Origin of the sequence: Vibrio sp. 10N.261.52.C11 (assembly GCF_041471405.1) — a bacterium.
Classification (GTDB): domain Bacteria; phylum Pseudomonadota; class Gammaproteobacteria; order Enterobacterales; family Vibrionaceae; genus Vibrio; species Vibrio crassostreae_C.
In genome coordinates this window covers 52,956-78,255 of the sequence record NZ_JBFROI010000029.1, presented here as the reverse complement: position 1 = coordinate 78,255, position 25,300 = coordinate 52,956, and the positions used below count along the sequence as shown (strand labels likewise).

Annotated in this window: 21 protein-coding genes and 1 tRNA gene; 10 read left to right on the top strand and 12 right to left on the bottom strand. The window is 45.3% G+C overall.

Annotated elements, in window-relative coordinates; genetic code table 11:
* Nucleotides 1–82 precede the first annotated feature (82 nt).
* On the top strand, nucleotides 83–1,966 hold the full coding sequence (locus AB4323_RS12285) for a diguanylate cyclase (RefSeq protein WP_372152567.1): 1,884 nt from the start codon (nucleotides 83–85) through the stop codon (nucleotides 1,964–1,966).
* 582 nt (nucleotides 1,967–2,548) lie between these two features.
* Here AB4323_RS12285 and AB4323_RS12280 read toward each other — a convergent pair.
* Both AB4323_RS12280 and pykF read right to left on the bottom strand, forming a co-directional pair.
* Nucleotides 2,549–3,220 (bottom strand): GntR family transcriptional regulator, encoded by a 672-nt coding sequence (locus AB4323_RS12280; RefSeq protein ID WP_080582236.1) that lies wholly within the window; start codon nucleotides 3,218–3,220, stop codon nucleotides 2,549–2,551.
* 176 nt (nucleotides 3,221–3,396) lie between these two features.
* Nucleotides 3,397–4,809, bottom strand: coding sequence for a pyruvate kinase PykF (pykF, locus tag AB4323_RS12275; protein ID WP_017061403.1), 1,413 nt, complete (start codon nucleotides 4,807–4,809; stop codon nucleotides 3,397–3,399).
* Between the two features lie 429 nt (nucleotides 4,810–5,238).
* On the opposite strand from pykF, the gene AB4323_RS12270 reads away from it, so the two are divergent.
* Nucleotides 5,239–6,009 (top strand): DeoR/GlpR family DNA-binding transcription regulator, encoded by a 771-nt coding sequence (locus AB4323_RS12270; RefSeq protein ID WP_017061404.1) that lies wholly within the window; start codon nucleotides 5,239–5,241, stop codon nucleotides 6,007–6,009.
* A 107-nt stretch (nucleotides 6,010–6,116) separates the two neighbouring features.
* On the top strand, nucleotides 6,117–7,949 hold the full coding sequence (gene glmS / locus AB4323_RS12265; RefSeq protein ID WP_017061405.1) for a glutamine--fructose-6-phosphate transaminase (isomerizing): 1,833 nt from the start codon (nucleotides 6,117–6,119) through the stop codon (nucleotides 7,947–7,949).
* 102 nt (nucleotides 7,950–8,051) lie between these two features.
* Here glmS and AB4323_RS12260 read toward each other — a convergent pair whose 3' ends face one another.
* The 6 genes from AB4323_RS12260 to rpsU form a co-directional block, all read right to left on the bottom strand.
* Nucleotides 8,052–9,320 carry an O-acetylhomoserine aminocarboxypropyltransferase/cysteine synthase family protein gene (locus tag AB4323_RS12260; protein WP_102428405.1) on the bottom strand — a complete coding sequence of 423 codons (1,269 nt, stop codon included), beginning with the start codon at nucleotides 9,318–9,320 and terminating at the stop codon, nucleotides 8,052–8,054.
* A gap of 204 nt (nucleotides 9,321–9,524) precedes the next feature.
* Nucleotides 9,525–9,600: transfer RNA gene (locus AB4323_RS12255), tRNA-Ile, on the bottom strand.
* A gap of 163 nt (nucleotides 9,601–9,763) precedes the next feature.
* Complete coding sequence (rpoD, locus tag AB4323_RS12250; protein ID WP_017061407.1) at nucleotides 9,764–11,608, bottom strand: RNA polymerase sigma factor RpoD; 1,845 nt, start codon at nucleotides 11,606–11,608, stop codon at nucleotides 9,764–9,766.
* 99 nt (nucleotides 11,609–11,707) lie between these two features.
* Nucleotides 11,708–13,459 (bottom strand): DNA primase, encoded by a 1,752-nt coding sequence (gene dnaG, locus AB4323_RS12245; RefSeq protein WP_017069474.1) that lies wholly within the window; start codon nucleotides 13,457–13,459, stop codon nucleotides 11,708–11,710.
* A 119-nt stretch (nucleotides 13,460–13,578) separates the two neighbouring features.
* Nucleotides 13,579–14,022: a GatB/YqeY domain-containing protein gene (locus tag AB4323_RS12240; RefSeq protein WP_017069475.1), complete on the bottom strand. Its 444-nt coding sequence runs from the start codon at nucleotides 14,020–14,022 to the stop codon at nucleotides 13,579–13,581.
* Between the two features lie 25 nt (nucleotides 14,023–14,047).
* Nucleotides 14,048–14,263: a 30S ribosomal protein S21 gene (gene rpsU, locus AB4323_RS12235; RefSeq protein ID WP_004396009.1), complete on the bottom strand. Its 216-nt coding sequence runs from the start codon at nucleotides 14,261–14,263 to the stop codon at nucleotides 14,048–14,050.
* 257 nt (nucleotides 14,264–14,520) lie between these two features.
* Here rpsU and tsaD point away from each other — a divergent pair, with 257 nt between their 5' ends.
* Both tsaD and AB4323_RS12225 read left to right on the top strand, forming a co-directional pair.
* Nucleotides 14,521–15,537, top strand: coding sequence for a tRNA (adenosine(37)-N6)-threonylcarbamoyltransferase complex transferase subunit TsaD (gene tsaD, locus AB4323_RS12230; RefSeq protein WP_017061410.1), 1,017 nt, complete (start codon nucleotides 14,521–14,523; stop codon nucleotides 15,535–15,537).
* A 106-nt stretch (nucleotides 15,538–15,643) separates the two neighbouring features.
* Nucleotides 15,644–16,459 carry an alpha/beta fold hydrolase gene (locus tag AB4323_RS12225; RefSeq protein WP_017062922.1) on the top strand — a complete coding sequence of 272 codons (816 nt, stop codon included), beginning with the start codon at nucleotides 15,644–15,646 and terminating at the stop codon, nucleotides 16,457–16,459.
* 92 nt (nucleotides 16,460–16,551) lie between these two features.
* Here the strand turns inward: AB4323_RS12225 and plsY are convergent, their stop codons facing one another.
* Complete coding sequence (gene plsY, locus AB4323_RS12220; RefSeq protein ID WP_009847793.1) at nucleotides 16,552–17,148, bottom strand: glycerol-3-phosphate 1-O-acyltransferase PlsY; 597 nt, start codon at nucleotides 17,146–17,148, stop codon at nucleotides 16,552–16,554.
* A 138-nt stretch (nucleotides 17,149–17,286) separates the two neighbouring features.
* Between plsY and folB the strand changes: the two genes are divergently transcribed.
* The 3 genes from folB to AB4323_RS12205 are packed head-to-tail and all read left to right on the top strand — an operon-like array spanning nucleotide 17,287 to nucleotide 18,944.
* Nucleotides 17,287–17,646 (top strand): dihydroneopterin aldolase, encoded by a 360-nt coding sequence (gene folB, locus AB4323_RS12215; RefSeq protein WP_017061412.1) that lies wholly within the window; start codon nucleotides 17,287–17,289, stop codon nucleotides 17,644–17,646.
* Nucleotides 17,643–18,125, top strand: a complete 483-nt coding sequence (gene folK, locus AB4323_RS12210; protein WP_017062921.1) for a 2-amino-4-hydroxy-6-hydroxymethyldihydropteridine diphosphokinase — start codon at nucleotides 17,643–17,645, stop codon at nucleotides 18,123–18,125. Before folB ends, folK begins: the two co-directional genes overlap by 4 nt.
* 15 nt (nucleotides 18,126–18,140) lie before the next feature.
* The gene (locus AB4323_RS12205; RefSeq protein WP_010434624.1) at nucleotides 18,141–18,944 is read left to right on the top strand and encodes an undecaprenyl-diphosphate phosphatase; all 804 of its coding nucleotides are present in this window, start codon (nucleotides 18,141–18,143) and stop codon (nucleotides 18,942–18,944) included.
* Nucleotides 18,945–19,045: 101 nt separating this feature from the next.
* Here the strand turns inward: AB4323_RS12205 and AB4323_RS12200 are convergent, their stop codons facing one another.
* Complete coding sequence (locus AB4323_RS12200) at nucleotides 19,046–20,362, bottom strand: multifunctional CCA addition/repair protein (protein ID WP_372152565.1); 1,317 nt, start codon at nucleotides 20,360–20,362, stop codon at nucleotides 19,046–19,048.
* Nucleotides 20,363–20,398: 36 nt separating this feature from the next.
* Here AB4323_RS12200 and AB4323_RS12195 point away from each other — a divergent pair, with 36 nt between their 5' ends.
* Both AB4323_RS12195 and AB4323_RS12190 read left to right on the top strand, forming a co-directional pair.
* Nucleotides 20,399–22,069: an ExeA family protein gene (locus AB4323_RS12195; RefSeq protein ID WP_229647471.1), complete on the top strand. Its 1,671-nt coding sequence runs from the start codon at nucleotides 20,399–20,401 to the stop codon at nucleotides 22,067–22,069.
* Entirely contained in the window at nucleotides 22,069–23,061 is a 993-nt protein-coding gene (locus AB4323_RS12190) for a general secretion pathway protein GspB (RefSeq protein WP_017062918.1), read from the top strand. Before AB4323_RS12195 ends, AB4323_RS12190 begins: the two co-directional genes overlap by 1 nt.
* A gap of 105 nt (nucleotides 23,062–23,166) precedes the next feature.
* On the opposite strand, the gene AB4323_RS12185 is transcribed toward AB4323_RS12190, so the two are convergent.
* Both AB4323_RS12185 and AB4323_RS12180 read right to left on the bottom strand, forming a co-directional pair.
* Nucleotides 23,167–23,778: a TIGR04211 family SH3 domain-containing protein gene (locus AB4323_RS12185; protein ID WP_017062917.1), complete on the bottom strand. Its 612-nt coding sequence runs from the start codon at nucleotides 23,776–23,778 to the stop codon at nucleotides 23,167–23,169.
* 205 nt (nucleotides 23,779–23,983) lie between these two features.
* Nucleotides 23,984–25,246, bottom strand: a complete 1,263-nt coding sequence (locus tag AB4323_RS12180; protein ID WP_017061418.1) for an inorganic phosphate transporter — start codon at nucleotides 25,244–25,246, stop codon at nucleotides 23,984–23,986.
* Nucleotides 25,247–25,300 lie beyond the last annotated feature (54 nt).

The window sequence follows — 25,300 nt, the reverse complement described above, 5'->3', positions numbered from 1 at the left end:
CGCTTTTTTAAGCGGCTTTTATTTTGTTAATTTTTTAGAGTGCTATAATCCCGCGCTGCACTTCCATTCATCTGAGTTAGCAATGCGAAATAAAAAATCAATAATTACATTGCTGATTATCTCTATCATATTGTCTTCTGCAGTATGTCTGTATTATTTGCAGCGCTACAAAGAAGTAAAACAGCAGAGCTTTGACTACTCAGCTAAGCAAGCCGTTCATCAGTTAGTGTATGCCAAGCGAGATTATGATCTTCTCAAGACTCAGTTAGTCTCGGTCATGGAGCTACTCAGTCATAGCCAGAGCTTGGTTAACTTTGCTTCCTCTCCCTCAGACCAAACCAAACATCTACTTGAAGAGGTCTGGCAATCTGTTCTCGTGAACCAGAAGTGGTATACACAAATCCATCTGTTAGATGTCACTGGCAAAGAATTGGTGCGTGTTAACTATTCCTCTGATACCGGTAGAGTGACGTTTCCTCAACAGCTGCAAGATAGGTCGGATTCTAACTACTTCCAAGACGCTCAAAAACTAGAAGCCGAACAGATTGGCGGTTGGGGTATTGAGCTTGAAACTGAGCATGGTGAAGTCACCTTCCCTTATTCGCCGGTAATCCGTGTCTTTACCCCAGTAGAAACCCCTGACGAAAGAGTAGGCTACCTCGTCATCAATCTTGATGTATGGGGCTTATCGTCGCGTCTGAGCTTTTCACCAGATAACGATCTTAGAGCAGAAGTTCTCAATGACGCGGGTTACTTCATCGCGAGTAACAACAGCGGTAAGTTGTTCGGAGACTCTATTCCTGAAAGAAAAGGCTATAACCTGAAAAATATCGCGCCGAAGACGTGGGATGCGATCTCCAATGATCAGGTGGGATACGTTTTTGAAGATGGTAATTTGTTTGCCTTTAACACGGTTATGCTCGCGAACAGTCAAAAGGTCCATTTACTGATTCAACTTAATCAAAAGCAACTGATGGATCGGGCTGAGCGTGATCTAGATGATTTGGCCCATGAAGAGATCATTGTTCTGATTACGGTGCTGATATTCGCTTTCCCGTTTGCTTACCTGGTGACGCACTGCCGACGCCGAAGCCTAGAGAGTAAATTGGCACGCGCCGCATTGAATGGTATGTCGGCAGTGATGATCTCTGACAAGCAGCACCGCACAATGATGATCAACAACGAATTTGAGAACATGACTGGGTACTGCAAAAAACAGGTGATCGGTCAAAATGCATTGCAGTTGCTGCTTGAGAATACCGACCAAGTGCTCTCAAGCTCGGCTATTTGGAGTCATTTAGAGCAAGAAGAAGTATGGGAAGGGGAGGTTCAGTGTAAGAACAAGCTGCGTATTCCTTTTACTGCGATCATGCGAGTGCATGCGGTCAAAAACAATTCAGGCAAAGTCAGTTACTACATCACCTCGTTGGTTGATATTTCCGTAAGGAAGGAGCTTGAGGTACGTTTGAGGATTTTAAGTGAACGTGACTCTTTGAGTAATCTCTGGAACCGACGAAAATTCGAAGAGCAGCTGGCCTACTATTCTCGCTTAGTTGAGCGTTACCCGAACGAAGCGACCACCTGCTTAGCCTTGGTGGACATCGATAACTTCAAGCGAATCAATGATGAGCTTGGCCACGACGAAGGTGACCGTGTGATTGCTGGTGTTGCTAAGCTTCTGCAAGACAGTCTTCGTGGGACGGATTTTGTTGCACGTGTCGGAGGGGAAGAGTTTGCACTCTTGATGCCACACACCTCACTGCCAGAAGCAAAGCGCGTATTGGATCGCTTACGAATCGAGATTGAGCTAGCGGCCGGAACTAAGGTAACAGTGAGTGTTGGCTTTACGGATTTAACCAGTAACAGCACTCGCTCATACAAGTGTGCGGATGTTGCGCTTTACGAATCTAAATCGTCTGGCCGTAATACGGTCTCTATGTGTCCTAGCTATGATGATGTCGCTTAGGGTCGCTTCTATCTAGTCCTGTCTTCTATTTCCTTCACCTCTTCAAGTCGCGGCCCGACTCACTTTATCTCTCCCCCTTTTTATAGGAATCTCACTTTTGAGCGACCTATGTCACAAAATCTATACAGTTAGACTAAAGTCTAATGCTGGTGGAAATTTGAGCTAAAATGAACAATAAGTAAACTACCTTGCTTCAGATTACATCGTGCTTAACGGTGTAATAAATAGAGTGTTTACCAGATGTAAAAGGATGACACCGTTAACTTAATTCAACTGATTAGCTAGCCTTTTCAATGGTTTGAAAGGCAGCAGTAGAATTAGGTTAGCTGGAGCAAGAGTTTGGGGATCATACAGTCTGGTTAAAAGAGGCGTGGTATGTTTGTCGATTTTTTAGTTAGGTTAACCATAGGCACATTAGCCATTCTTGGCTTTCAACTTAGTGCATTGTATTTTTTACCTATGGTTGTGCTGCTCAATACTCATCACAAAGAGTTTTTTGGGTGGTAGTTCAGTCGTGGTACTGGAAACAAAAAAACGGAGCCGCTGGGCTCCGTTTTTATTTGGTTAGAATCTATCTTGGCATCATGCCGCTTCGATAACTTCTTCAATTCGTTTCATTGAACCTAGTAAGTGTTGATCAAGCAGTTCAGTCGCTTGTTCTACATTCTTAGAGAGTACTAGTTTCATGATCATTTCGTGTTCATCAATATTGAACAGATCATCTGATGCGCTTTCTGCAGACATAGCGAGGAAGCGGTAACGTTTCACTTGGTTAATTAGGTCATCAAAGAACTTAAACATGTTCTCTGAATCTGCACCTTCAAGCAGTGCGACATGGAATTGCTGGTGGCGCTCTTCCCATTCTACACAGTCAAACTCTTCAGATACGTACTGTACTCGCGATAGTTTATGGTAAGACGTTAGTACATCCAGTTCCCAGCTCTCATCACCTGCTGCAATCGCTTTTTTAAGCAGAACCGATGATACAACACGAAGGCTTTCGTATAGGTCATTCAGTTCTTTCTTTGATACAGGAGATACCCAGCAGCCTTTTTGTGGCTCTAGCTTTACGTATTTGCTCCAAGATAACTGTACCAAGGCTTCGCGAATAGGGGATGCGCCAACGTTGTAGCGTGCTTTTAGATCAGCAACAACAAGCTTTTGGCCTGGGGTTAACTCACCATTAAGAATATCTTGGCGAATCATCTTTGATACTTTGTCAGTGAGCGTAGGACTAGACATTACAAACCTCATCTATATATGATTTCTAGTCTGCTAATCCGTCTCTTAGAAAGAGTCAGTTGGAGGTTAACAGTACGTAGTTCTATTGTGATTGATAATACAGCGTACTGAAAAGTTAGGCAAGATTTTGTTTCATAAAAAAAGAGGGCCGAAGCCCTCTTTTATATTTTATGCGAATCGGTTCATTCTTATAGAACGTGAACAGATGCCGTGTTTGTAGTACCAGAAGCTACTAGAGCACCAGAAACCATAACTACGATGTCGCCTTTGTTACCTAGGCCAGATTGTAGAGCGATTTCTTTACCGTTGATGTAGAACGCGTCTGTGTTCTCGATAGAGTCAACAAGAACTGGCTTAACACCTTTAGTAAGAACTAGCTGTGCAGCTGTCTTTTCGTTAGTTGTTAGAGCTAGGATGTTTGCAGTTGGGAAGTACTTACGTACTGAACGTGCAGATTTACCGCCTTCAGTTGCAACAACGATTAGAGGAGCAGCTAGCTTCTCTGCTGTGTCTACGGCGCCTTTACATACTGCTTCAGTGATACGTAGACGTGGGCTGTCTAGACGAGAACCTAGCTCAGCTTTAAGAGCTGAATCAGTACGGTTCGCGATTTGAGCCATGATAGTAACAGCTTCAACTGGGTACTTACCTTTAGCAGTTTCACCAGAAAGCATTACTGCATCAGTACCATCCATGATTGCGTTCGCAACGTCACCCGCTTCAGCACGAGTTGGACGTGGGTTGCTGATCATAGAGTCAAGCATTTGAGTTGCAGTGATAACCATCTTACGTGCACGGTTACACTTCTCGATCATCATCTTCTGAGCGAAGATTACTTCTTCAGCTGGGATTTCAACACCTAGGTCACCACGAGCAACCATGATGCCGTCAGAAGCTTCAAGGATTGAATCGAAGTTATCTACACCTTCTTGGTTTTCAATCTTAGAAATGATGTGGATGTTCTCGCCGCCGTTAGCGTTTAGAAGCTCACGGATTTCTTTAACGTCTTCTTCTTTACGGATGAAAGAAGCAGCAACGAAATCTACGCCTTGCTCACAACCAAACTTAAGGTCAGCTTTGTCTTTCTCAGAAAGAGCAGGAAGTTGAACAGAAACGCCAGGAAGGTTAACACCTTTGTTTTCGCCTAGAGCACCGTTGTTAAGAACTTTACACTTAACTTCAGTTTCTGTTGTTGCGATAACTTCCATTTCGATTAGGCCGTCATCAACAAGGATAGTGTTACCTGCTGTTAGGTCTTTAGCGAAACCTAGGTAAGTTACTGCTACTACGTCTTTGTTACCAACAACTGTTGCGTCAGTTGTGAAAGTGAACTCTTGACCAGCTACTAGATCTACGTCGTTACCATCTTCAAGTTTGATAGTACGGATTTCTGGACCTTTAGTATCTAGAAGGATAGCAAGTTGCTCACCTTTGTTTTCCATTACTTTACGGAAGTTCGCGATACGAGTGCCGTGCTCTGCGAAATCACCGTGAGAGAAGTTAAGACGCATAACGTTCATGCCAGCATCTACTAGTTCAGTTAGCTTCTCTACAGATTCAGTTTTAGGGCCAATCGTACATACGATTTTGGTCTTTTTCATGGAAGGTACTCTCCGGTAAGTATTGTTACAATTTGAAATTTATTTAAGTTCTGAAGATTGGTCCGCTACATCAACATTTTGTGCCTGTTGTGTAAAAGCGCGGGACTTCCAATATGTCCTTCAGAGTTGTAAGTCTTTCATCAATTTTAGTCATTTTATGACTAAAAGATTTTGATTCAATATCGGTTTTCTGTGACTTACCCCACTATATAGGGGGTAAGTTGCAAAAAAATAACAGTCAGTTTTGTAATTTTTTTTCTTTTCGGGTGCGGATTCTACCACCTAATGAGTTCAATATCACTGCTTAACAATTGTCTTAGGACAAGGTTTTATCGCTATTTATTAATTTTTTGGATCAAAATAAATGGACTAAATAGTTTCGTTGTAACTATAATATGTTTCATATCGAAACTTAATGGCCTTTTTTAAATGTCGAAACGAAACACCCAGCTCAGAAGACATGCAATTTCTAACCTAGTGAATGAAAAAGGGGAGGTTAGTGTTGATGAATTATCCGCTAAGTTCGAAACCTCAGAAGTCACTATTAGAAAGGACTTGGCGTCTTTAGAGAAAAACGGTCAGCTTTTACGCCGTTATGGTGGTGCGATTTCGTTACCGAAAGAGGTTGTCAACGAAGAGCTGGGTCAACAAGTTTCGACTCGAAAGATTTCATTGGCAAAAGCCGCTGCAGATTTAATTCGCGACCATAACCGCATCGTGATCGATAGTGGCAGTACGACCGGTGCTCTAATTCAGCAGCTTAATGCTAAGCGTGGCTTGGTTGTTATGACCAACTCATTGCACGTTGCTAATGCGCTTAATGAGCTTGAAAGCGAGCCGACGTTATTAATGACTGGCGGCACTTGGGATACCCATTCGGACTCTTTCCAAGGCAAAGTTGCAGAGTCGGTACTTCGTGCTTACGATTTTGACCAACTATTTATTGGGGCTGATGGTATCGACCTCGATAGAGGCACAACCACGTTTAACGAACTGGTTGGCCTGAGCAAAGTAATGGCTGAAGTGTCACGAGAAGTGATCGTGATGGTTGAGTCGGAAAAGGTGGGACGAAAGATCCCGAACTTAGAGCTGGCATGGGAACACATTGACATCTTAATTACCGATACAGACTTAGGCGAAGAATCCAAAGCAAGTATCGAATCACATGATGTTCGAGTGATCCTGACCGATCCAGCGTAAAAACAAATTTAAGTATTATGCATTTACCTTCCTATAATTGATCTTAATGAAGATTTGGCCTTTGCTTGCTGCCAATAGGAATAAAACAAAATTGATGGAGTGAAACTATGTGTGGAATTGTTGGTGCAGTAGCACAGCGTGATGTAGCTGAAATTTTAGTAGAAGGCCTTCGTCGTCTAGAATACCGTGGCTACGATTCAGCTGGTGTCGCTGTAGTCGATACTGAATCTAACCTAACTCGTGTACGCCGCCTAGGTAAAGTACAAGAGCTAGCTGACGCAGTAGAAGAGCAACAAGTGATTGGTGGTACAGGTATCGCTCATACACGTTGGGCGACACACGGTGAGCCGTCTGAAGCGAACGCACACCCACACATGTCTGGTGATATTGCCGTTGTACACAATGGCATTATCGAAAACCACGAAGCACTGCGCGCTATGCTGCAAGAGCGTGGTTACGTATTTACTTCACAAACGGATACAGAAGTTATTGCTCACTTAGTTGAGTGGGAACTTCGCACTTCAGCTTCTTTGGTTGAAGCGCTACAGAAAACAGCAAAACAATTAGACGGTGCGTACGGCACGGTTGCGGTTGATCGTAAAGATCCTAGCCGTATCGTTGTAGCTCGTTCTGGTAGCCCGATCGTTATCGGTTTTGGTGTCGGCGAGAACTTCCTTGCTTCTGATCAACTGGCGCTACTGAGCGTAACTCGTCGCTTCATGTACCTAGAAGAAGGTGATGTTGCTGAGGTAACTCGTCGTGATGTTACGGTATTTGATGTAGCGGGTGAGCGTGTTGAGCGTGAAATCGTTGAGTCAAACGCTGAACACGACGCAGGTGACAAAGGTCAATACCGCCACTTCATGCAGAAAGAGATCTTCGAGCAGCCAACAGCGCTGATCAATACAATGGAAGGCCGTATCTCTGACACTTCGGTTATCACTAACGCGATCGGCGTTAAAGCTGAAGAGATCCTAAGCAAGGTTGAACACGTGCAGATCATCGCATGTGGTACGTCTTACAACTCAGGCATGGCAGCGCGTTACTGGTTTGAATCTCTAGCTGGCGTAAGCTGTGACGTAGAGATTGCTTCTGAATTCCGTTACCGTGATTTCGTTGTTCGTCCGAACAGCCTATTGGTGACTCTGTCTCAATCTGGTGAAACGGCGGATACGCTTGCTGCACTTCGTCTTGCAAAAGAGAAGGGTTATATGTCTGCAATGACTATCTGTAACGTTGCGGGTTCTTCACTGGTTCGTGAATCTGATTTTGCCTTCATGACTCGCGCAGGAACAGAGATCGGTGTTGCTTCTACTAAAGCTTTCACAACTCAACTAGCAGCGATGCTGATGATGGTAACGTCAATTGGTCGTCTACAAGGTCGTATCAATGAAGAAAAAGAAGCGGAAATCGTTCAAGCACTTCACCAACTGCCTGCTGATATCGAGAAAGCATTAGCGTTCGATAAAGAAATTGAAGCACTGGCACCTGATTTTGCTGATAAGCATCACACACTGTTCTTGGGTCGTGGTGAGTTCTACCCAATCGCGATGGAAGCGTCTCTTAAACTGAAAGAGATCTCTTACATCCACGCAGAAGCATACGCAGCTGGTGAGCTTAAGCACGGTCCTTTGGCTCTTATCGATGCAGATATGCCTGTAGTCGTTATTGCACCAAGCAACGACTTGCTAGAGAAGCTGAAATCGAACGTTGAAGAAGTGCGTGCTCGTGGCGGTCTACTTTACGTATTCGCTGATGAAGATGCGGGCTTTGAAAGCGATGAGAACATGAAGATCATCAAGATGCCTCACGTAAGTGAAGTAACAGCGCCTATCTACTACACAGTACCGATGCAGCTGCTGTCTTACCATGTCGCACTAATCAAAGGTACCGACGTTGACCAACCTCGTAACCTAGCGAAAGCGGTAACAGTTGAGTAATCGACAGCTTACCTAAGATATAGATAATAAGAAGCCCATCCTGTGATGGGCTTTTTTATGTCTGTTAGTTAACGATCAGTGTTAGAGCTAGCTGTAGCGTCATTAAGCGCTCAGTGCTTGCTCTAGGTCAGCCAAGATATCGTCAATGTGCTCGATACCTACTGATAGGCGAATCATCTCCGGTGATACACCGGCTTGTTTCTGTTCAGCTTCGCTTAGTTGACGGTGTGTCGTCGAAGCTGGGTGACAAGCGAGAGATTTCGCATCGCCAATGTTAACTAAGCGCTTGAAGATTTGCAGTGTATCATAGAAGCGAACACCGGCTTCATAACCGTCTTTTAAACCAAAAGATAGAATGGCCGATGGCTTACCTTGCATGTACTTTTCAGCGAGTGGATAGAATTCTGAATCAGGCAGGCCAGCGTAACTTACCCAACTGACTTTCTCGTGTTGCTTGAGGTATTCCGCTACTTTCAAGGCATTCTCTGTGTGTCGCTCCATGCGTAGCGACAACGTCTCCAAACCTTGCATCAACATGAAAGCATTCATTGGTGACAGTGCTGCACCTGTATTACGTAGGGGAACCGTTCTAGCACGACCAATAAACGCAGCCTCACCAAAGGCCTCGGTATAAACCACGCCATGATAAGAAGGCTCTGGCTGATTAAACACAGGGAAGCGGTCCTTGTGCTGTGCCCATGGGAATTTACCTGAGTCGACAATCACGCCACCTAACGTTGTACCGTGACCACCCACGTATTTAGTTAGTGAGTGCACCACGATGTCAGCACCAAAATCGATAGGTTTACACAGTACAGGCGTCGCCACCGTGTTATCAACAATCACAGGTACACCTTGTGCGTGAGCAAGTTCAGCAACACGCTCTAAGTCGATAATATTACCTGCTGGGTTACCGATACTTTCGCAGTAAACCGCCTTGGTTTTTTCGTCAATCAGTGCCGCTAAGCTTTCTGGTTTATCGTCTTTAGCAAAACGAACTTCGATCCCTTGGTTTGGCAGCATATGAGCAAATAGGGTGTAAGTACCACCGTAAAGCTGAGGCGTTGAGACAATGTTGTCACCGATTTGCGCCAACGTCTGAATCGCATAGTTGATCGCAGCACTGCCCGCACTTACCACTAAGCCTGCGATACCTCCTTCTAAGGCGGCCATGCGTTTTTCTAACACATCATTGGTTGGGTTCATTATGCGAGTGTAGATATTGCCTGGCACCGCAAGGTTGAAGAGGTCGGCGCCGTGTTGTGCGTCATCGAATTCGTACGCGACGGTTTGGTAGATTGGAGTGGCAACCGATTTGGTTGTTGGATCAGTGTCGTAACCGAAGTGAATCGAGAGTGTTTCGTCTTTCATGAGTCTTCCCTGAACTATTGAGCGATTTATGTACTCTCATATTGCCGATTTTTTTATAAAAGAAAAGTATGTTTAGTCACAGAGAGGCAATTGGAATTGTGTGCGGGACGATTCGTTTTTGGTTCGGAAGTGCAGGGTGTGATTGGTACTGAATCAGAAAAGCAAAAAGCCAGAGCAGCGTGAACTGTTCTGGCTTTTCTAATTTGGTGGCCCCTCCCAGATTTGAACTGGGGACCGAACGATTATGAGTCGTGCGCTCTAACCACTGAGCTAAGGGGCCGTAGGGCATAGATTATAGGGGAAGCGTTCAATGGTGTCTAGACACTATAAGGGGCAATTCCGCTTACATCTTAGCCACTTAAATCACACAGATAAAAAAAAGGTGAGCCAACGCTCACCTTTTCTTATTTATGCTTAAAAGCTAACCACACTTGAGTGTGCGATTACTCGTCTAGGAAGCTACGCAGAGTTTCTGAGCGGCTTGGGTGACGAAGTTTACGGAGTGCCTTTGCTTCGATCTGACGGATACGTTCACGAGTTACGTCGAACTGTTTACCAACCTCTTCAAGAGTGTGGTCAGTGTTCATGTCGATACCGAAACGCATACGCAGTACTTTAGCTTCACGAGGTGTTAGGCCTGCAAGAACGTCTTTAGTTGCACCGCGTAGGCTGGTTGCCGTTGCAGAGTCTAGAGGTAGTTCTAGCGTTGTATCCTCGATGAAATCACCTAGGTGCGAATCTTCGTCGTCACCGATTGGTGTCTCCATTGAGATTGGCTCTTTAGCGATTTTCAGTACTTTACGGATCTTGTCTTCAGGCATTTGCATGCGTTCAGCCAGTTCTTCCGGAAGTGGTTCACGACCCATCTCTTGTAGCATTTGACGAGAGATACGGTTTAGTTTGTTGATCGTTTCGATCATGTGAACCGGAATACGGATAGTACGAGCTTGGTCGGCAATCGAACGAGTGATTGCTTGACGGATCCACCAAGTAGCGTAAGTAGAGAACTTGTAACCACGACGGTATTCAAACTTATCTACCGCTTTCATCAGACCGATGTTACCTTCTTGGATTAGATCCAGGAATTGTAGACCACGGTTTGTGTACTTCTTAGCAATCGAGATTACTAGACGTAAGTTCGCTTCAACCATCTCTTTCTTCGCACGACGAGCTTTCGCTTCACCGATAGACATACGACGGCTGATATCTTTGATGCTTTGAACAGTAAGAGACGTTTCACGTTCGATCATATCCAGTTTTTGGATAGAGCGACGGATGTCGTGCTCGTTACGTTTGATCTTTTCTGCGTATGGCTTGTCTGAAGCAAGAACTTCATCCAACCATGCTTCGCTAGATTCGTTACCAGTAAATAGAGCAATGAAAGATTTCTTCGGCATTTTGCCGTACTCAACCGTTTGACGCATGATTAGGCGTTCTTGAGTACGTACGCGATCCATAGAGTTACGCAGTTCGTTTACTAGGTAATCAAACTGTTTTGGTGTTAGACGGAACTCTTTGAATACGTCTTGCATCATTGTCGTTGCAAGCGTTGCTTTCGGGCTTTCATGGCCGTACTCGTTGATCGCTAGCTGACGGTTCTGGTAGCTAGTACGAAGCGCTGTGAACTTCTCAAGAGCAAGCTCAGGATCGATACCTGTATCTTCTTCTTCCTCTTCCTCGTCGTCTTCAGCGTCTTCTTTGTCTTCGTCTTCCAGATCAGTTTCAGCAAGTTCTGAACCGATGTGAGTCGCCGTTGGCGCAGCTGTGCCATCGTCGTCTGGGTCAACAAAGCCATTGATTAGGTCTGTTAAGCGAATCTCTTCTGCTTGTACGCGGTCAAACTGTTCCAAGATGTATGGAATAGTGCCTGGGTACTCAGCAACCGATAGTTGAACTGTATTGATACCATCTTCAATACGTTTCGCAATGTCGATTTCGCCTTCACGAGTCAGTAGTTCAACCGTACCCATTTCACGCATGTACATACGAACTGGGTCAGTAGTACGGCCAATCTCGCTTTCTACGCTTGAAAGCGCAGCAGCTGCAGCTTCGGCTGCATCTTCATCTATATTGGCATCGTCATCATTAAGTGCTAGATCATCAGCATCAGGTGCAGTTTCAACTACCTTGATACCCATGTCGTTGATCATTTGAATGATGTCTTCTACCTGTTCAGAATCCACGATTTCTGCAGGTAGGTGGTCGTTTACTTCGGCGTAGGTCAGATAGCCTTGTTCCTTGCCTTTAATAACAAGTAATTTAAGCTGTGACTGCGGATTTTGATCCATAGATGATATCCAACTTCAGGTCTGGTGAAGGACGTTGCATTCTCAAATGCAAACCAATTATGTTAACAAATTTATTAAATGCTGACTAATCAAACAGGGTTACGCTTTTAGATCTAGCATTAAAGCTAGTAGCTCCCTTTTTTCTTCGGCTGATAAACCGACGCTTCTTGCTTTGGCCTGCAGGTTTTCAATTTGTTTTTCAACGCACTGGGCAAGTATGTTGTCCAATGAGTCTAAAAATATGTCTTCTTGATTGTCTTCGTCGAGGGGGATTTCCCAGCTCGCGAGACGAGACAGAAGAGCCTCATGTTTATTGTGTCGCCAATGCTCTAATAATTGGCCTGTGTTGATATGGGGATGCGCGTGGCATTTATCAAGTACTTCGACGAATAAACTTAGCCCAGGCAACTGTAAGCCTTTGACACTTGATAAATCCGGTACCATATCAGCATAGCTCGGATTTTGGATAAGCAAAGCGATAACTTCACGCATTGGAGTGCGCTTCAGCTCTTTATGCGGTTGAGGTGTCGGGTTCTGTGTATGAACACGCGCACGTCGCAATTGGTTATCAAATCCAGTTCGCTCATCGAGCAGTTTTTCGAGCAATTCTTGGAAGTAACTGTCAGGAATTTTGTTAATCAAGGCGCTGGCGTGTGCACGCAGTGCTGATTTCCCTTCGGTTGTTCCCAAGTTCAACTTGTGTATTTCAATTAGGTTATCGAACAAATAGGTCGAGAGCGGCGTCGCATTGTGGACCAGTTGTTCGAAAGCGGCTTTGCCGTGCTCTCGAATATAGCTGTCTGGGTCTTCACCGTCGGGCAAGAATAGAAACTTGAGTGTGTTACCGGTTTTCAGGTACTCAAGGGCATTTTCTAGTGCGCGCCACGCGGCTTCTTTACCTGCTCGGTCACCATCGTAACAACAAACCACTGTGCTGGTTTGGCGGAACAGCATTTGAACGTGGTCACCGGTTGTCGATGTGCCCAGTGATGCTACTGAGTAATCAACACCATATTGCGCTAATGCCACGACATCCATGTAACCTTCAACCACAAGTATTTGCGGCGGTTCACGGTAGGCTTGCAGCACTTCATAAAGGCCGTAAAGCTCTTTACCTTTATGGAAGATAGGCGTTTCTGGTGAGTTGAGATATTTTGGAGTACCGTCTTCTAATACACGACCACCAAAACCAATCACACGGCCACGACGATCGCGAATCGGGAACATTACGCGTCCACGGAATCGGTCGTATCGGTTACCTTTATCGTTCTCAATTAGCATGCCGCCAGTCACGAGCATGTCTTGGGCTTCTTTCTGTTGGCCAAAGTTCTTACGAACTAAGTCCCACTCATCGGCCACATAACCAATACCAAACTTCTGGACGATCTCGCCCGAAAGGCCACGATTCTTTAGGTAATCAATCGCAGGTTTGTTGGCTGATATTTTCAGTTGAGAGCGGTAAAAATTACTGATGCCGCCCATCAAATCGTAGAGGTTACGTTTTTGTTCGCTGTTGGCTCTTGGTGCTGTTGATATCTCGCCGCTACGTTGCTCTCTAGGAACATCGAGGCCTAAGAAAGAGGCAAGCTCTTCAATCGCTTCAACAAAATCGAGACGTTCGAACTCCATAATGAAGTCGATAGCATTACCGTGTACGCCACAACCAAAGCAGTGATAAAACTGTTTTTCTTGGCTTACGCTAAAAGAAGGGGTCTTTTCGTTGTGGAATGGGCAACAAGCACCATAGTTTTTGCCTTTTTTCTTAAGTTTCACGCGTGCGTCCACTATGTCGACAATGTCGAGACGCGCTAGGAGATCATCAATGAAACTACGCGGGATGTGTCCTGCCATAAAACCTTAGAAAAATGCACTAACTGAGAGTGTGGATAATAATAGTTTGAATAGGTTACAGATACAAACAAGCCGTGCGTTCCGAAGGATTGCACGGCTTGTTGCAATTTGATTTGGGATTAAGCGAGTTTAGAACGAACTAAACCACTAACTTTCCCCATATCTGCACGCCCTTGAATTTGTGGTTTCAAGATAGCCATTACTTTACCCATGTCTTGCATGCCCGCTGGTTGAGCTTCGGCGATTGCGCTATCAAGTAGTGCAATAACTTCTTCATCAGTTAGCGGTTGAGGCATAAAGCCTTCAAGTACCGTAATTTCTGCTTTTTCCACGTCAGCAAGATCTTGACGATTTGCTGATTCATATTGAGCAACAGAATCGCGACGTTGCTTAACCATTTTAACTAATACAGCAAGAATGTCGTCGTCGTTCAGAGTGATCCGTTCGTCAACTTCACGTTGCTTAATTGCTGAAAGAGCTAAGCGGATAGTGCCAAGGCGCGGTTTGTCCTTGGCTTTCATCGCTAATTTTTGCTCTTCTTTGAGTTGTTCAATAAGAGCCATAACTCAGTCCTTATGGATTAAGTTATTAGTACAGGCGAACGCGACGTGCGTTTTCGCGAGCTAGCTTCTTAGCGTGACGCTTTTGAGCTGCTGCTTTAGCGCGTTTGCGAACTGTAGTTGGCTTTTCGTAATGCTCGCGACGGCGAACTTCAGAAAGGATACCTGCTTTTTCACAAGAGCGCTTGAAACGACGTAGTGCAACGTCGAACGGTTCGTTTTCACGTACTTTAACTATTGGCATATGCCTTTCACCTCAGGGGTTATTCATTATCGCTGGCTACTCAGTACCAAATCAGAGAAGTTACCCATCGAGCTAACTCTCTATTCGCGTTTGGCCATTAACCAGCTTGATCAAAAATGGTGCGGAATTTTAATCCGATCACAGTGGCTTTGTAAAGCACTTTGTCGATTATAGTCTGTACAATATTTGTTTGAAGAGCTTAGGCAGGGTAATATTGCGCTAATTTCCCATTTTAGACGAAGCGTGCCGAGAAAATTATGCGCATTATTGGTATTGAAACCTCTTGTGATGAAACAGGAATCGCGATTTATGATGATGAGCAAGGGCTGCTTTCTCATCAATTATATAGCCAAGTAAAGCTGCACGCCGATTACGGTGGTGTGGTACCTGAGCTAGCTTCACGTGACCACGTGAAAAAAACAATTCCTCTTATTAAAGCGGCATTAGCTGAAGCGAACCTAACGTCGAAAGACATTGATGGTGTGGCTTACACGGCTGGCCCTGGTTTAGTGGGTGCACTGCTGGTTGGTGCAACGATTGGTCGCAGTATTGCTTATGCGTGGGGAGTGCCTGCAGTGCCTGTTCACCATATGGAAGGTCACCTTCTTGCGCCAATGCTAGAAGATAACCCACCACCATTCCCATTTGTGGCTCTGCTGGTTTCTGGCGGCCATACCATGATGGTAGAAGTGAAAGGTATTGGTGAATACCGAATCCTTGGTGAATCGATTGATGATGCAGCGGGTGAAGCGTTTGATAAAACCGCGAAACTGATGGGCTTAGATTACCCTGGTGGTCCACTGTTATCTCGTTTGGCGGAAAAAGGCACTCCGGGTCGTTTTAAGTTCCCGCGTCCAATGACCGATCGTCCGGGTCTAGATATGAGCTTTTCTGGTTTGAAGACGTTCGCAGCGAATACCATTCGCGATAACGATAATGATGACCAAACTCGCGCTGATATCGCTTATGCATTCCAAGAAGCTGTTTGTGCAACCTTAGTAATCAAGTGTAAGCGAGCCTTGGTTGAAACGGGCATGAAACGTATAGTGATTGCTGGCGGTGTAAGTGCCAACAAACAACTGCGTGTTGAGCTTGAAGCTCTTGCTAAGAAAGTCGGTGGTGAGGTGTACTACCCACGCACAGAATTCTGTACAGATAATGGTGCGATGATCGCTTATGCGGGCATGCAGCGCCTAAAGAATGGCGAAACGGCTGATTTGTCTGTTCATGCCACACCGCGTTGGCCTATTGACCAGCTAGAGCCAATTGCGTAATTGACTATAGTGTTTCGATAAACGGTCGCCTTGTGCGGCCGTTTTTATATCCTAGCTTACCGACTGTATGTCGATAAATAATTGCTGATAGAGATTAGGGAAGAAAATGAACAAGTTCACAGTAGACAATCAATCGATGGCGTACCTAGATGAAGGTCAAGGCCCTGTTGTTGTACTCGGCCACAGCTACCTTTGGGATAGTGCAATGTGGAAGCCGCAGATCGAAGCTTTAAAAACTCAGTATCGCTGTATTGTTCCAGAGCTTTGGTCTCATGGTGAGTCTCAAGCTGCACCCGCTTCGATGCGTAACTTGAAAGATTACGCTCAGCACGTTTTGGCTCTGCTTGATCATTTAGAGATCGAAGAATTCTCAGTGGTTGGCTTATCGGTTGGCGGTATGTGGGGAACAGAGTTAGCGGAACTTGCACCTGCACGTATTAAGTCTTTGGTTCTAATGGATACTTTTGTGGGTTTAGAACCAGAGGTTGCTCACGCTAAGTACTTCAGCATGTTAGATACCATCACTCAAACCAAGACGGTTCCTCAGCCAATTGTTGAAGCGGTTGTTCCACTGTTCTTCGCTAATGATGCTCAAACCAACACGCCAACTTTAGTGGAAGGTTTTACTCAGCAGTTATCTGCTCTTGAGGGTGACAACGCTGAAGAAGTGGCACGAATTGGTCGAATGGTGTTTGGACGTCGTGACATGATTGAATCGGTAGAGAACTTTGCTCTGCCTGTTTTGATTGCTGTAGGACAAGAAGATAAACCACGTCCGGTACTTGAGTCGTACTTAATGCACGATTGCATTACGGGCAGTGAATTAGTGGTGATTCCTGGCGCTGGTCATATTAGCTCGTTAGAGCAACCAGAGTTTGTGAACACAATGCTGAAGACGTTTTTAGATAAACATCTGCTGTAAGTTCTTAAATACTGAATAGTGTTGTTCGACTTATACTTACGTCGGTTTAAACGCATCTCGGTTTAAAAATAGTTCGGCTTAGACGTGACAGTTTAAGCCGATTTTTTTTGTCCGAGTTTTGGTTCGCTGCCATCGAGTAGGCGGCGGATATTCTGATGGTGACGTAACACGATCAAACAGCACAGCATGGCTACTGGCAATGTGTATTGAGGTTTGACTAACCAAGCGTAGAAAGGGGCAAGTAGCACAGTAACCAGTGCCGCTAAAGAAGAGTAACGAAACAAAAACGCGACCACTAACCAAGTCGCCATGATCATTCCGGTTAGATCGAATCCTATTGGGGCGATAGCGCCAAGTGCGGTTGCCACGCCTTTACCACCTTTGAAGTGGAAGAAGATCGGATACATATGGCCAAGACACGCCGCAATTGCCACAACCCCAAGAATGATTGGGTCGATCTTGAGGTAGTAGCCAAGCCAGACAGGGATAGTGCCTTTCAGCATGTCACACAAAAGGACGGCAGCTGCTGCGCCTTTACCACCAACACGCAGGACATTGGTTGCTCCTGGGTTGTTAGAACCTACTGTTCGAGGATCTGGGAGCCTCAAAACTCGGCATATCAAGACCGCACTAGAGATTGAACCTAGTAAGTAGGCAGCAATGATCATGATAAGTGCCAATGGGGTCATGTCTGTCCTTTAACGGTTATACGCCTAACGATGGGAAAATAATGCTCAATCCAAGAGTAATTGATATCATATCTCGAATTACGCAAATAATACGTTTTTTTCCCCAATTTGGGTATCCGACCTCTAAAAGGACAAGTCATGGCACTGGATAAAGTTTTCATTGAGCAGCTAGAAGTAATTACAACGATCGGTGTTTACGATTGGGAGCAAGAGATCAAACAGAAACTGGTGCTTGATATTGAAATGGCTCATGACAACCGCCCAGCAGGCAAGAGTGATGATGTGGTTGATGCTTTGGATTATTCGAAAGTGAGCACTGCAGTACTTGAGCACATTGCAAATGGCCGTTTTCTACTCGTAGAACGTGTTGCTGAAGAAGTCGCAGAGCTTATTATGACTCAGTTCTCTGTGCCGTGGATTAAAATCCGATTGGCTAAACCTGGCGCAGTGCCACAAGCAAAAGCCGTTGGTGTGATCATCGAACGAGGTCAAGCATGACAGTAGCCTATGTTGGTGTTGGCACGAACATAGACCGTGACAAGCATGCAAGGGTGGCATGGACAGAGCTTCAATCGTTAGGGACTAACCTTAAATGCTCTAAAATCTATCACTGTGAGCCCGTCGGTTTTAATAGCCATCCGTTTTATAACTTTGTGATAGAGCTCGACACGTCACTCTCATTGACTGAATTTTCACAGCAGCTGCGTAAAATTGAGTTTAAATGGGGTCGCTCTCAAGATGCGCACAAACTACAAGATCGAAAACTCGATCTTGATATTGTGCTGTTTGGAGAGGAGGTTTCTGAGTGTGAACCAGAATTACCACGCAGTGATATCTACAAATATCCTTTTGTAACACAGCCGCTTTATGATCTTTGTCCTGCGCGAGTGATCCCGCAAGACGGAAGAACCGTCAGTGAAATATGGCAGAAGATGCAGCAATTAGACTCGCTCTCTGTCGTAGATATAAAACTATAATTTTTAAGGTAAGTAATGAGTTATTTTGAAGCGTTTATATTGGCGTTGGTGCAAGGCTTTACAGAGTTTTTACCTATTTCCAGTTCTGCACACCTAATCCTTCCTTCAGCTGTTTTAGGCTGGGAAGATCAAGGTTTGGCTTTTGATGTCGCTGTCCACGTTGGTACTTTGGCAGCTGTTGTTATCTATTTCCGTAAAGAAGTGGTCTCTCTGTTGAGCGCATTCTTTGGTTCAGTGTTTAAAGGCGATCGTAGTAAAGAAGCGAAGTTAGCGTGGATGATCATTCTCGCGACGATTCCTGCGTGTATCTTTGGCTTGTTGATGAAAGATATTGTTGAGCTTTACTTACGCAGTGCGTGGGTGATCGCGACGACAACGATTATCTTTGGTCTATTGTTATGGTGGGTGGACAAGAACTCAAGCCTGCGCGATGACGAATACCAAGCGGGTTGGAAAAAGGCGCTGTTTATTGGTCTTGCTCAAGCAATGGCGATCATTCCGGGCACGTCTCGTTCTGGCGCAACCATTACCGCGGCGCTTTACCTTGGTTTCACACGTGAAGCGGCGGCTCGATTCTCTTTCTTGATGTCTATCCCAATCATCACTCTGGCTGGTGGTTATTTAGGTCTTAAGTTGGTGACAAGCGGTGATCCAATCCATGTTGGCACTTTGCTAACGGGCGTGGCGGTGTCTTTCATCAGTGCTTACATCTGTATCCACTTTTTCTTGAAGCTTATCTCTCGTATGGGCATGACACCGTTCGTTATCTACCGCCTGATTCTAGGTTGTGGTCTATTTGCTTTCTTGATGATGCAGTAGCGCTCGACCTACGAAGACAAATGTTTCGTCCTACAGATTGAAACGGAAAAACCCGCTTAAGTTGCGGGTTTTTTAATGCGTGCTTACTAACGGAGTGAAGACTAACTATCAGTGAGTTCTGATAACGCGCTTTCAATAGCCACCGCTCTGCGCTTCTCTTGCTCTTCTCGAATATCTTTACCTTTAAAGCCATCTGCAATGATCGCTTTTACTTCGACTTGAAGCGCCGCTTGGTAGGCGACTTCAAAGCGCGTTTTTTGAGGATAAGGCTGATCTTCTAATCCTTTTCGGCCTGCGTGGTCGGCCTGGCAGCAAAGTAGTATATCGTCGAGCCTATCTGGCTTACGCCAAACATCGAACTTGTTGAGAACCTTGAGAAAGGTGGTTGGTTTGAGCTCGCCTGCGCGGTGGATATTAGAATGTTGCTCGCACACTAACAACGCAAGGTCTCTGAACTCATTGGGCACTCTCACTCGCTCACACAGTTTCTTGATTATCTTAACACCTGTGTGGCAGTGCATTTTATGGCTTGGCCATTCAGCTTGTGGTGTGACGCCTTTACCTAAGTCATGCACTTGAGCTGCAAAGCGTACCGGTAGCGATGGGCTTAATAGTGCGGCTTGCTGAGCAACCATCAGAGTGTGAATACCCGTGTCGATTTCAGGGTGCCATTTTTCAGGTTGAGGGACGCCAAATAGAGCGTCAATCTCAGGTAATACGACTGCCAATGCACCACACTCTTTCAATACAGAGAGGAACACTTCAGGGTGCGGTGTACTAAGAGACTTATGCCACTCTTGCCAAACTCGCTCTGCAGTAAGGTGTGCCAGTTCACCGGATTGAACTATCTCGCTCATCATCACCATGGTTTCTGGTGCAACCGTAAAGTTGAGGTGATGGAGTTTGGCGGCGAAGCGAGCCACACGCAGCACACGAAGAGGATCTTCAACAAAAGCGTCTGAAACGTGTCTTAAGATACGATCCGAGAGATCTTTCTGGCCATGATAAGGATCGTGAAGTTGGCCTTTATCATCTTGAGCTATAGCGTTGATGGTCAGATCTCGACGCATCAGGTCTTCTTCCAAACTCACGTCTGGCGCGAAGTAACATTCGAAGCCTGTGTAACCAGAGCCTGATTTTCTCTCAGTGCGAGCCAGTGCGTGCTCTTCTTTGGTTTTTGGGTGCAAGAATACCGGGAAATCTTTTCCCACAGCAGTAAAGCCAAGGTTTTCCATCTCTTGAGGGGTACTCCCTACCACGACCCAATCTCTATCATAACTATCAATATTGAGCAGCTTATCGCGCACTGCTCCACCGACTAGATAGCGTTGTAGCCCGTTGTCTTTTGGTAGGCTATCGTAAATTTGCAACTTATCACCTCGAAATGTTTTATCACTGCTGGACTTTACTGCAAGCAATGGTACTTTCCATTAATCGTAATTATAGGGTAGCACATGTATAAGGAATATTTTGGCTTCGTTGAGATGCCATTTTCGATTGTACCAAATTCTCGCTACTTGTTTTTGAGTCAGCGCCATCAAGAAGCGATGCAGAACCTACAAGCCGGTTTAGGCGAGGGTGGGGGCTTTGCGATGCTTACTGGTGAGGTTGGTACAGGGAAAACAACGGTCGCTAAGGCGATGTTGTCTTCATTGGATAGTCATACTCAGGCTGGCCTTATACTTAACCCTACGTTTTCAAATACGGATTTACTAGAAGCTATCTGCGATGAGTTTGAGGTCGAGTACCCAGAACAAGCATCGTTGAAACAGCTCAGTCAGGCTATTCATTATTTTCTACTTGATAGCCATGCCGAAGGCATTCAAACCCTATTGGTGATCGATGAAGCCCAACACCTCGCTGCCGATGTGTTGGAGCAGTTACGCCTTCTAACAAACTTGGAAACCGACAATCGTAAGCTGTTAAAAGTACTGTTGGTCGGCCAGCCGGAATTACAACAGCACTTACAAACCACGCAGCTACGTCAGCTAGCACAGCGCATTACTGGTCGTTATCACTTACTGCCTCTTAATACCGAAGAAACGGGCAAGTACATCGCGTTTCGTTTGGAGACGGCGGGTGGCGAGCAGATGTTGTTTTCGAACCGTTCTATCAAGCTGATTGCTCAATATACGCATGGTATTCCAAGGCTCATTAACTTGGTGTGTGATAAAGCACTGCAGTTGGCTTTTCATGACGGTGAGCAGCTACCGAGCAATGAAACGGTTAACCGAGCGTGTCAGCAGGTTATGTCCTTTCAGGCCGATGTGTATCACGTCGAGAAAGCTCTAACTTCTCGTGTCGCGCCTAAGTTATTCCAATACGCAGGGATTGCGACGTTAAGCGTTGGTCTTGCAATAGCGACCTTTAACTTCGCTCCAAGCTATATCAATGCTTGGTTGCCTACGGATGCATCAAATGAAGCAAAGACGGAAGTGTTAGCACGTACTCAGCGTTCTTTGGTATCAGATGTTCCTAAGTTGGTTGCTGAGCCAAAACCTGCCAAGTTCGAATTGCCACAACACATTCAACAACATTTGATGCAGGGGACCAATCGTTCTCTCGCTATCAAAGACTTGTATACGCTGTGGGGATATCAATCTTCACTGCGTGATGGATTGTGCTTAAGTGAGCCACAAAGTGTTTTTGTGTGTGAGCAGCAGCAGGCCAGTTTGGATACCTTGTTAGAACTTGGTGTTCCTGTGGTACTTAATCTCGACATAGACCAAAAACCAGTGTTTGCTGTGCTGTATGGCGTGTCTAAGGATTCTGTCGAGTTGCTGGTTAATGAAAAGCTGTTGGTGATGCCGAAGCAATCCTTAGAGCAAATCTGGCAAGGCGATTACGTCGCTATTTGGAAGCAGCCGCTGCGAGAGACCCTTAAAGAGGGCTATCAAGGTGAAGCGGTTGCTTTGCTTGATCTACTGCTTTCTGAAGTATTAGGAGAGGTTGTTTCCGGTAGTGATGTATTTGATTATGAGTTAAAAATGAAAATCGAAGCATTTCAAACGTGGCAAGGTATGTCTGTTGATGGCATTGCAGGTAAGCGCACCTTAGCAAGATTGCAGAGATTAGCTCAACTCGATTCGCCTAAGCTGATGTCACTAGAAGGGGGCGAAAGCTAATGTCACGTATTATGCACGAACTTAAACAGCCGTCTCACAAGCCATCTTCTATTAATCAGCACTCTCTTAGCAAACCAAGCTTCAAAGGCTACCAGAATCATCATGTTCCTAATTCTGCAAAAGGGATGAGCAACAAGCGAGGTTCATCGTTAGCGATGGGGCTACTCTTAATCTTGGTTCCTTCTTTGTTGGTGGGTGGCGTCTTGGCTTATCAATCGTATATCCAACAACAAGAAGCCGTGAACCAAGCTGCCAATGTCGCTCTGCCAGAATTTAAAACTGAATCAGACATTGAGCCTGAAATTGCGGATGCTGATATAGCAAGCATGGATGCCGTGTCTGAGGAAGAAGATGCCTTGTTCACCGTTCGCCCTGCACCGGCGAGCCAACCGTTGAAAGCATTGCCACGCCAAGAGATGTATGCACAGATTGATTCTGGCGCTAATCGTGCAAACACCGCTGGTGGCTCAGCAGTGATCTTCGCTAATGCTGATAACAACACTCAAATGACAGCCAGTTCCGAATCGTCATCCGTTCAGCCAGGCGCGAGTGATGAAACGACTGCTCTGCAATCAAGCACTGATCAGCAATCAAATAGTGACTTACAATCGGACAGTGATCTGCTGCAAGGGCTAGACCTCAGTGAGTTGCCACCTGATTTGGCATTGAAGCTTGAATCCATTATGGGGGAGCAACAAAGCACTCCTGAGCCGATGGACTCTAGACCCGCAGGGCAAAGAGGCTCTCAGGTTATTGAGTTGGAAACGCACACCAATAGCTTATCAGGAGTCCTTCCTAAGTTAGACCTACAAACTCATATGTACTCGAGCAGCGAGACCAAACGTTGGGTAAAAGTGAACGGCCAAGAAGTGGCGCAAGGAGATTGGATTGGACAAGACATTCAATTACTAGAGATTAAGCCACAATCAGTGATCATAGAGTTCAATCAACAGAAGATAGAAATCCCGGCTCTGTACGAGTGGAAAGGTTAGCGATTTCTATACGTATTTAGATAACAGACAAATAAAAAGGAGCACCTCGGTGCTCCTTTTTGATATTCGATACTGAATTTACTGTACCTGATACAAGCGTTACGTCTACGCCCAACCGTTTGGTGATTTTCTGCGACGAGGCATGATGTGTGGCAGAACAAGGCCTAGAAGTAGACCAATACCCGCAACACCACCACCGTACATGAAGTACTTCAATAGTAGGTCGTCTTTTTGAGTGTCTAGCTTAGCGCGCAGTTCACGGTTCTCTGTTTGAGAACTCGTTAGCTGTTGGCTAATTTCACTGTAGTTCTGTTCTAGTTCAGCAATCTGCTTGTTACGAGAATCTAGAGAGCTTGCTAGGCCAGCTTTTTCGCTGTCAGCACTCTGACGAGCATTCGCTAGCTTGCCTTTAACTTCCGTCAGCTCTTTCTCTAGCTTAGGCATACGCAGTGCCATGCTTTCTTGAGTGCTTACAAACTTGCTTTCAACCCAACCTTTACGGCCACGGTTGTCTTGAATTTGGGTGTAACCCGTACTCTTGTTAGTTTGTAGGAATGTAATCTTTTCACCAGCATCAACACTACCGATGATACGGAATGTGTTGTTTGGGCCAGAATGCATATAAGTAAATAGTTTGTCAGCAATATAACGGTCTTGTGCAAAGGCAGCTGGAGCCGCAAGCATTGCGAACAAAACTAAGCTAATCAGTTTTTTCACAGTAAATCCCTTAACGATTCAAATTGGGTAGGCGTATGAGTCAGCCTCAATCAGCAAATAATATTTAGTTTCTTTATGCGGTGCAACAAAGAAGGGAGGCAAAGCCTCCCTTTCTGTGCGTTTGAGTCAATAATGACATGGCATTTACATATCGTTACTGAAGCTCACACTGTTCTGACGCTAGTATTCACTAACGCAGTCGCGATTACATAGTAAACGCAGCTTGAATTCCGTAGAAGAACACAACAGCAAGTAGAGCACCTGCAGGTAGTGTCACAATCCAAGAAGCCACGATATTACGTACAACGCCTAAGTTTAGTGCTGCGATACCACGAGCAAAACCAACACCTAAAACAGCACCAACGAGTGTTTGTGTAGTAGAGATTGGAAGGCCAGTACCTGAAGCTAGTACAACCGTACATGCAGTTGCAAGTTGTGCAGCAAAGCCACGGCTTGGTGTTAGTTCTGTAATACCAGTACCAACGGTTGCCATTACTTTATGACCCATTGTTGCAAGACCAACAACGATACCGAATCCACCTAGAGGAAGAATCCACCATGCGATAGTACTCTTACCTGTGATTTCACCCATGTGCTCAACGGTTGATACAACAGCAGACAGTGGACCAATCGCGTTCGCAACGTCGTTTGAACCGTGTGCAAATGCCATCGCACAAGCTGTGATAACCATGAGTACAGAGAAGATGCCTTCAACACCTGCAAAGCCGTGGTCTTCTTCGCGGTTAGCGAATTTCTTCTGGATGTATAGGTAACCGCCGATCATCACAAGCGCAGAAACGCCAGCAGCCCAAACCCATGCTTCAGTGTTGCTTAGGTGAAGACCAACGTGCTTAAGGCCTTTCTTGATGGTTACAAGTGCAATTACCATTGTTGTAATGAACATGTATACCGGTACAAAGCGTTTCGCGTTAAATAGCGGGTTCTCTGTATCAAAAATCAGTCGTTGAGCACTTACAAATATGACGTAAGCGAAGAAGCCGGAAATAACGGGTGTGATAATCCAACTACCCACAATACCTTGAACACTGTTCCAGTCTACAGCTTCAGTACCTACAGAAATACACGCAAAACCGATGATTGCACCGATGATTGAGTGAGTCGTAGAAACCGGCCAGCCCATGTAAGAAGCGAGAAGTAGCCATGTACCCGCAGCAAGAAGTGCTGACATCATGCCGTACACAAGTACATCTGGTTGATGAGCGAATAGAGACGTTTCGATAACACCTTTACGGATCGTGTCTGTTACTTCGCCGCCCGCAAGGTAAGCACCTGCGAATTCAAAGATCATTGCGATAATGATCGCTTGTTTAACGGTTAAAGCTTTAGAGCCTACTGAGGTGCCCATTGCGTTCGCAACGTCATTTGCACCAATACCAATAGCCATCAAGAAACCGAAAGCTGCTGCAACAATAATCAGGACAGTGCCGTAGTTAGCAAGGATATCCATCGTAATACCTAGTTGTTTGATAACAAGCGGAACAAATTTAGACGCAAAAAACCG